Origin of the sequence: Campylobacter sp., assembly GCF_017646085.1 — a bacterium.
GTDB lineage: Bacteria > Campylobacterota > Campylobacteria > Campylobacterales > Campylobacteraceae > Campylobacter.
The window spans coordinates 1-8555 of sequence record NZ_JAGCNF010000058.1; the positions used below are offsets into that span (position 1 = coordinate 1).

Annotated in this window: 8 protein-coding genes and 1 pseudogene; 4 read left to right on the plus strand and 5 right to left on the minus strand. The window is 33.0% G+C overall.

Translation table 11 applies throughout. The features are described 5' to 3' along the window. Positions 1-2 precede the first annotated feature (2 nt). From J6V67_RS03015 to J6V67_RS03030, 4 genes are all read left to right on the plus strand, one after another. Positions 3-809: a M23 family metallopeptidase gene (locus J6V67_RS03015; protein ID WP_291858570.1), complete on the plus strand. Its 807-nt coding sequence runs from the start codon at positions 3-5 to the stop codon at positions 807-809. A 63-nt stretch (positions 810-872) separates the two neighbouring features. Beyond that, positions 873-1283, plus strand: coding sequence for a hypothetical protein (locus tag J6V67_RS03020; protein WP_291858573.1), 411 nt, complete (start codon positions 873-875; stop codon positions 1281-1283). A 3-nt stretch (positions 1284-1286) separates the two neighbouring features. After that, positions 1287-1955, plus strand: coding sequence for a response regulator transcription factor (locus J6V67_RS03025; protein ID WP_291858576.1), 669 nt, complete (start codon positions 1287-1289; stop codon positions 1953-1955). After that, positions 1948-3081: a HAMP domain-containing sensor histidine kinase gene (locus J6V67_RS03030; RefSeq protein ID WP_291858579.1), complete on the plus strand. Its 1134-nt coding sequence runs from the start codon at positions 1948-1950 to the stop codon at positions 3079-3081. Before J6V67_RS03025 ends, J6V67_RS03030 begins: the two co-directional genes overlap by 8 nt. A gap of 29 nt (positions 3082-3110) precedes the next feature. Here the strand turns inward: J6V67_RS03030 and J6V67_RS03035 are convergent, their stop codons facing one another. The 5 genes and pseudogenes from J6V67_RS03035 to J6V67_RS03055 all read right to left on the minus strand — a co-directional run. After that, positions 3111-3770 (minus strand): lactate utilization protein C, encoded by a 660-nt coding sequence (locus J6V67_RS03035; protein WP_291858582.1) that lies wholly within the window; start codon positions 3768-3770, stop codon positions 3111-3113. Continuing rightward, on the minus strand, positions 3763-5196 hold the full coding sequence (locus J6V67_RS03040; RefSeq protein WP_291858585.1) for a LutB/LldF family L-lactate oxidation iron-sulfur protein: 1434 nt from the start codon (positions 5194-5196) through the stop codon (positions 3763-3765). Before J6V67_RS03040 ends, J6V67_RS03035 begins: the two co-directional genes overlap by 8 nt. Continuing rightward, on the minus strand, positions 5193-5930 hold the full coding sequence (locus J6V67_RS03045; protein ID WP_291858588.1) for a (Fe-S)-binding protein: 738 nt from the start codon (positions 5928-5930) through the stop codon (positions 5193-5195). Before J6V67_RS03045 ends, J6V67_RS03040 begins: the two co-directional genes overlap by 4 nt. A 5-nt stretch (positions 5931-5935) precedes the next feature. Further along, the gene (locus J6V67_RS03050) at positions 5936-7582 is read right to left on the minus strand and encodes a lactate permease LctP family transporter (protein WP_291858591.1); all 1647 of its coding nucleotides are present in this window, start codon (positions 7580-7582) and stop codon (positions 5936-5938) included. A gap of 189 nt (positions 7583-7771) precedes the next feature. Then, a pseudogene (locus tag J6V67_RS03055) lies at positions 7772-8555 on the minus strand (molecular chaperone HtpG); the annotation flags it as partial.

Below are 8555 nucleotides of genomic sequence, written 5' to 3' on the forward strand. Positions count from 1 at the left end.
AAATGAGAGTCTTTTTAACCCTTTTACTTCTTGCCTTGCATAGTTGGGCAGGGACTATTTTTAATGGCGGAATTGAGATTATTAGTATTAAATCAGTTTACGCTGGAGATTTAAAGGTAAACAATAAGCCAGTATCATGGCTAAATCATCCTAGAGAAAATGATGTAAAAATAGCATTAATCCCAGCAAGCTACTATGCAAGAAATGATATAAATATCACAAATAGTCTTAATGGCCAAAATAGCTTGACTATTTTAAAAATGGAGCAAAAAAACTATAAAAAAGAGAGTATTAAGGTTGCCCCAGCAAAGGCAAATCCTCCAAAAAGTGTTATGAAGCGTATAGAAAATGAGCGCAATGAGGCTATGGAGATTTATAAAACTTTTAGCCCAAATTTATTAGTCAATAGCAAGTTTATAGCTCCGATGAGTAGTTTTATTACTAGCCAATATGGCAATGCTAGAGTTTTTAATGGCACTATCAAAAGCTATCATGGCGGTACAGATTATAGAGCCCCAATTGGTCAAAAAGTAATAGCTGCAAATGATGGTATAGTAAGAATTGCTAAAGATAGGTATTATGCTGGAAAAAGCGTTATAATTGATCATGGTGGCGGTATTTATACTCAGTATTATCATCTTGATAGGATCGATGCAAAAGTAGGGCAAAGAGTCACCAAAGGCGATCAAATAGGTCTTAGCGGTGCAACGGGTAGGGTTAGTGGCCCACATTTGCATTTTGGCGTAATAGTAAGAAATGTTCAAGTAGATCCATTAGTTTTTATTGAAAAGTTTAACTCTCTTTTTTAAATTCACATTTATTCAACAAGGGCTATATATAATTTCACTACATTTTAATAGAAAGGTTCTAAAATGAAAAAGATATTAAGTATAGCTCTAGCAGCTATGGTAAGCAGTAGTGTGGCATTTGGTGCTGATAGCGCAGCAAAATTAAGCAAAGAGATGTTTGAGTTTAAAAAAGAGGCTAGTAAAGAGTATTATAAAATTCAAAAAGGTTGCGATGAAATTCATGCTAAAATAGCTCAAGCAACTAAAAATTTAGATCCTAAACAAAAAGATGAATTCTATAAAGAATTTAAGTATCAAATGCGTCAAAATATGGCAAAACTTGATAGAGATGATAAGTTTTTTACTGGAATTTGTGCTATGGGGATGTCTAAAAACAACAAGAGAACAAATATGCAAAATCGCCTAGATCGCCCTGGTAAATTTGCTCCAAACTGCCCAAATGGTATGTATAATCCAGATTGTCCGATGAGATAAGCTGTGAGTAGCAAAGTACTTCTAGTTGAAGATGAGCCGATGCTATGCGAGATGGTTAGCGACTATCTTGCTAGCAACGGCTATGATGTTATAAGTAGTGATAACTATGATGAGGCTATAAATTTGGCGTATGAGTGTAAATTTGATATATTTATCTTTGATGTCAAAATTATTGGCGGAAATGGATTTGAGCTACTTAGTCGCTTAAGAGAGTCTGGTATAGATACCCCTTGTATATTTACTACATCTTTAAATGATATTAGTGATTTAGCTAAAGGTTTTAAAAGTGGCTGTGATGATTATATTAAAAAGCCATTTGAGTTAGCTGAATTGATGTTAAGAATTGATAATATTTTAAGGCGTAAATTTAGCCATTTAAATAATGATAACTATATCCATATAGCCAATAGTATTAAATTTGATATTATACAAAAAAAGCTACTTAAAGATAATTTACCAGTTCAACTAGCTAAAAAAGAGGGTGATTTATTAGCTCTATTTTTAAAAAATAGAGGTAGGATTTTAAGCCGTGATGAGATATATATGAATTTATGGGATTATGGCCAAATGCCAAGTGAGCTAAGCCTAAGAGTATATATAAGAAACTTACGCAAAATCATTGGCGAAGATAAGATCGTATCGCATCCAAAACTAGGATATGAATATGTATAGTAAAAAATATGTTTTACCTATATTTTTACTCTATACTTTATCTAGTATGTTTTTTTTAGTTGGCTTTGCAACAATGTATTATGAAGAGTCCAAAACAAGGATTATAGAACGCCATAAAATTCGTCTTGAGAGCTTTTCTAAGGAGCTTGAGTATCTGCTGCGATTAAATAATAATATAGATAATATTATGAAATTAAAAAGCCTTTATCCAATTAATTTATATAATATCAAAACGCATAGATACATATATAAAAGCTTTGAGATACCTAAATTTAAGGGTGAGTTCTATATAACAGATAACACTTTATATATGAAAGAAAATATTCACTCTAGAATGCGTCAAATCGAACTAATAGTAGAATTGAAAAATCAAGATATAAAAGATGAGATCACTAATCTATTTTGGCGTGTATGGTTTATTGCCGGGATTGTTTTTGTATTTATTGGATTAATCGCATATATTTTGGTTAAGCTTGCGTATTTGCCGCTTTTAGCACAGATTAGGGCGCTTAATAATTTTATTACTGATACAACGCATGAGATCAATACTCCACTTAGCGTGATATTGATGAGTAGTGAAATGTTTGATAAAAATCCATCAAAATATTTAGAAAATATTAAAATTGCAGCTAAGACTTTAAGTGGAATTTATAATGATTTGGCATTAAATTTAAAAAACAATCCAAATAATATTAGTAAATTTGACGTGCAAAGTTTGCTTGATAGTCGCATTAAATTATTTGAGCTTTCTGCAAATGCTAAGGGGATTGAGTTTAGGATCAATTCAAACTCTTTTGAATTAAATAGTGATATGCAAAAGTTAGGTAAAATTATTGATAATCTCATATCAAATGCGATAAAGTATAGCAGTAAAAATAGTAATATAATTATAAATTTAGATAAAAATTATTTTGAAATTATTAATTTTGGTACGGTAATTTCAAAAGAAAATTTAGGTAAAATCTATGATAAATTTAGCCGTTTTGATACGCAAAATGGCGGTTTTGGAATAGGGCTTAGTTTAGTTAAGCGATATTGCGATGAGCTTGATTTGGATATTGAGTGTCAAAGTGGAAATAATCAGACTAAATTTAAAATTACTCTAAGAGATTTTAAGATCAAATAATATTTGCATGGAAATCCATGCAAATATTGTTAATATAGTATCAAATGCGCCTTTTGCGAGCCATGAACGCCAAAGACAGTGATAAGCTCGATATCAGCAGTTCTTGATGGTCCAGCAATAAATAAGATATTGCTTGGAAGTTTTCCATTTTGATCAGCTTTTAGAGCATTTAAAGCACTTGCTAATGAATTTTTAACTCTATCTTTTTTTAATAAAACTATACAAAGATTTGGTGCTAAACTTAGCATTCTAGGTTGAGCTTGGCTAGATTTTAATAGTGCTACACCATGAGAGCTTACGCCATATTCGGCATGAACTATAGAAAATTCGCTATGAAAGACATCAGATCTATGCTCTTCTATAGGTTTATCGAAGCATATTTTCTGACTTGCATTGATTTTGTCTAAATTTAAATTTAGTCCACTTCCATAGATCATTTTACTATATCCATAGCTAGCTACAATCTCATTTATAGTTTCTTCTAATCTTGATGAATCGCACTCATGAACAATATATTTATTATCGCTCATTTTTTGCTTCATCTCTTCAATAGGATTATTGGTAGTTTGTACATGCTCTACTGGATCTATACTCTTACTAGATTCAAATCCGGCAATTTTATGGCTGTCTTTTAGGCGAGACAAAATCATCTCTTTTGATTTGGCTGAAATTTCATCTATTCTATTCATAGCGGACACCTTCCATATTCTCAAGCTCTTTGTATAGATCTTTTTTGATTTGTGGTAACTCTTTATATTTACTCCAATTTTTTACTACTGGAATAGAGTTTTGAAATTTATGTAAAGCTCCATTAAATAGACGAGCCTTGCTAAGACTAAATCTCCATAAAGCCCCATTTGTTGCGATATTTGCAAATTGTTTCATAGCAAATGCTTCGCCTTTATTTTTGTGGCCATTTTGTGTGCTAAGTGGTGGATTTTTACCTTGACCAACTTTATTAGCTCTTAGTTTACGGATTAGATCAGCTAGTGGAATTCTCACAGGACATACCTCACTACATCTGCCGCATAGTGAACAAAATGTAAGTATATCTCCAGTTGCTTCCATACCAAATATATTTGGACTTATAACCTCACCAATAGGCCCTGGATAAATAGTTTGATAGCTATGACCGCCAATCTTATCATATACAGGGCAGAAATTCATACATGCACCACATCTAATACACCTAAGTGCTTCATAATAGTCATGATGTGCTAACATATCACTTCTATGGTGATCAAACAGTATTAAATGTACCTCTTTTGGGCCATCTAGTTCTTCGTTGCGTGGTGCTGTGATTATATTGTTATATGTAGGGATAAATTGACCTGTAGCTGATGGGGTGAGTAGATGTACCATAGTAGCGGCATCTTCAAAGCTCTCCATAACTTTCTCAATTCCACAAAGTGCGACATGAATTTGAGGTGCCGTAGTACACATTCTACCATTTCCCTCATTTTCAATTAGCCAAAATGCACCCTCTTTAGACATAGCAAAGTTAACTCCGCTAAGTCCCATTTCAAGACCTTCGAATTGATCTCTTAGATGTTTTCTTGCTATTTGATTTAATTTTTCTGGTTCGCTTTCTAAATTAGCACCCAATTTTTCTTGAAATATTTTACCTATTTCATTGCGATTTTTATGAATTGCTGGCACTACTATATGGACTGGCGCTTCGTCATTGAGCTGAATGATTAACTCACCCAAATCAGTCTCAATTGCATTAAACCCCTTATTTGCTAAGTAGTGATTTAGTCCAATTTCTTCGCTAGCCATAGATTTGCCTTTTAATATCTTTTTGATATTATTTTGGCGCATCAGTTCATATATAATTTCACAAGCATCAGTAGCTGAGCTTGCCCAATGTACTTTAATGCCATTTGCTGTAGCATTTTTTTCAAACTCAACAAGCCTATCAGATAGACTCATAAGGGCATTATTTTTAGCTTTTTTAGCCTTATCTCTTAAGCCTTGCCAGTTTTTAAATTTAGCATTTATTACATTTAGGCGGTTTTTTTGTAGAGTATGCATAGCTACTGTTAAATTTTGTCTTAGTTGTGAGTCGCCAAGCTTGATTTTTACAATTTGTTCGTGTGGTAGTTTTTTGCTCATAGAGGCACTCCTTCTAGGCGTTTAATTAGAAAATCATAAAGATGTAGACATTTGATATCTACGCCATTTCTTTTCATTGTGCCTGAGATATTTAATAAACATCCGCCATCACCGCTAATTAAGTAGCTAGCACCAGTTTTTTTAATATCTTCGATTTTAGCTAGTGCCATAGCGTTTGAAATATCGCTCTCTTTAACTGCAAATGTACCACCAAATCCGCAGCACTCCTCTTCATGTTCAAGTTCAAGCAATTCAACATTTGCAAGTTTGCGAATTAAGTTTTTGCTAGCTTCAACACTTTTAGCAACTCTTAAAGCGTGACAATTTGAGTGCCATGCAACTTTAATTTTTTCACCTTTATCTTCGTAATTTACTTGTAAAATTTCATCTAGATATTGGCTTAAATCATAGACTCTAGCAGCAAAGCGTTGAACTTTATCAAATTCGCTACTGCCTTCAAAAAGTTGCAAATAATCATGCCCCATCATTCCAGCACATGAGCCGCTTGGAACTACAATTGGAATATCTTCATCAAATAGATTGATGTTATGCATAGCTACAGCTTTACTTTCATTAAAGTAGCCACTATTAAAAGATGGTTGAGAACAACAGGTTTGATTTTTCTTAAAAATCACCTCTACGCCCTCACGGCGTAGAAGCTTAATAGCATTTAAAACACTATCTTGCATAGCAGCACTGCCAAGGCAAGTAGCGAAAAAATATACTTTTCTCATAAATATTAACCCTTAGTCACTATATCTGGGATAATTCCTTGCATAAAGAAAGCAATGATTAACGTCCAAATACCAATTAGGATAATGAAAGCTACTGAGTATTTAAGTGTGAATTTAAATAGCTCACTCTCACGACCTACTAAACCAACAGCTGCACACGCAATAGCGATACTTTGTGGGCTTATCATTTTACCTACAACACCACCAACTGAGTTAGCAGCTAAGAATAGCGCTTCACCAACACCAAGCTCTCTAGCTGTTACTTGTTGAAGTGGACCAAATAGAAGGTTTGAACTTGTATCAGAACCTGTTAAGAATACACCAATCCAGCCAATTACTGGACTAAAGAATGCAAATGCATCCCCAGTTTGAGCAAATGCTAGACCTAAAGTTGTACTCATAGCAGCATTTTTAGCGATAAATGCAAATGATACAACAAGACCAATGGTAATACATGGAATTGCCATCTCTTTTAGTGTATCCCAGAAGCACTCAGCAGCATCGTTTGCTTTGATTTTTAAAAACCAAATTGATAAGAACGCAGCAATTAAGATTGCAGTACCAGCTTGAAGTCCTATAAAGCTAATATTTAAATTTAAGCCAATAGTTTTTCCAGCAGCATCAACTATAGTTGTGCCTACATTATTTGCAGCTAGAGTTACAACTGTATAATCAAAAATTCCACCTTTTGCAAATAGCGCTTTAAACCATGGCTGTGTCCATAGTATAATACAAACAATTAGTAGGATAAATGGCAACCAAGCTTTAAAGATTTCGCCATTGCTTAGTTGAGTGTTGTTTGTAAAGTCTGTTTGATCATCTAGTCTAAATATATTAGACGGTTTCCAAATTTTAAGGAAAGCTGTAGTACAGATTAATGAAACAACTGCTGAAACAATATCTGGAAGCTCTGCACCTAAGTAGTTTGAACTAATAAATTGAGTTACTGTAAAGCTTATTGCAGCTACTAAAATTGCTGGAAATGTCTCTTTAACGCCTTTAAATCCATCCATTAAAAATACAATAAAGAATGGAACCGTAAGGCTAAGTGGAACAAGCATACGACCAACCATTGCAGAAACTTCATATTGCTCAACGCCAACAAGGTTTGCCATAGCAATAATAGGAATACCAACTGCACCAAATGCAACTGGAGCGGTATTAGCTATCAAACAAAGACCAGCAGCATATAAAGGTTTAAGACCAAGACCAACCAAAAGTGCAGCAGTAATAGCAACTGGACCACCAAAACCAATAGCACCCTCTAAGAATGAACCAAAACAAAATCCAATTAAGATAACTTGAATTCTATGGTCTGGAGTAATAGAGATAACGCTTTGTTTTATTACCTCAAATGAGCCAGATTTAACTGATAATTTATATAAGAAGATCGCAGCAATAATAATCCAAGCAATTGGCCACATACCTTGTGCGAAGCCTTGTACAAAACTAGCGCCAATGAGTGAAAATGGCATATCATAAACAAGTAGTGCTAAAGCTGAGGCTAAAACAACTGTTAAGAATGCAGCTACATATCCCTTTAGTTTAAATACTAGTAAAGAGACTAGAAAGCATAATATAGGCAAAAACGCCACCAATGCACTCAGCCAGATGTTGCCAAGTGGATCGTATATCTGTGTCCATTGTGTCATATAGACTCCTAATATTAAATTTTACACTTTTATTTTATCGTAAATTATTATTAAATTTAGAATAAATTATAAAAATTGGTTAAAAAAATGTTTAAGGTGTGTATAATCGTAACAATATAATTAATTTTTACTTATAGATAGTAATGTAAATTTAGAAAATTCTACCCTAAAAATAGGGTAGAAGTTAATTTATAGAGCTTTTGAAATAATTTTGGCAAGTTTAGAACTAAATTCGCTAGGATTATCTATGGTCATACCTTCGCTAATTTTTGCCATATTTAAAATCAAAATAGCTACATCATTTATCATTAGCTCATTATTTGCCAACTTAGTGATAATTTCATGATTTGGATTTATCTCTAGGATTGGTTTGATTTTTGGTGCTTCTTGCCCCATCTGTTTTAGCAGACTTTGCATAGCATAGTCTGGGTCGTTTTTATCATAGATTAGACATGAGACTGAGTCGCTTAAGCGATTTGAGATTTTTACATCTTTTACTTCATCTTTTAAGAACTCTTTGATTTTAGCTATTAGTGCATTTGTCTCATCGCTACTTGAGTTTTGTGTATTATCTATTTCATTATCTATATCTGAACTATTAATACTTTTAAATGCAGTAGAGTCAAATTCATTTACCATAGGTAATACAATTGTATCGATCTCTTTATCGCAGATTAGGACATTTATACCTTTTGCTTTAAATCCTTCTAATAGAGGAGAATTTCTTAGCATACTTTCATTTTGACCGCTAATATAGTAGATAGATTTTTGATCTTCTTTCATAGCCTCTTTATACTCTTTTAGTGTAATTGGCTTATCATTTAGAGTAGATTTAAATAGGCATAAATTTAAGATATTATCTTTATTGGTGCTAAATCCATAAAGACCCTCTTTAATCACATTGCCAAAAAGAGCATAAAATTTAGAGTATTTTTCTCTATCGTTATTAAGTAGTTTTTCTAATTCATTTAAA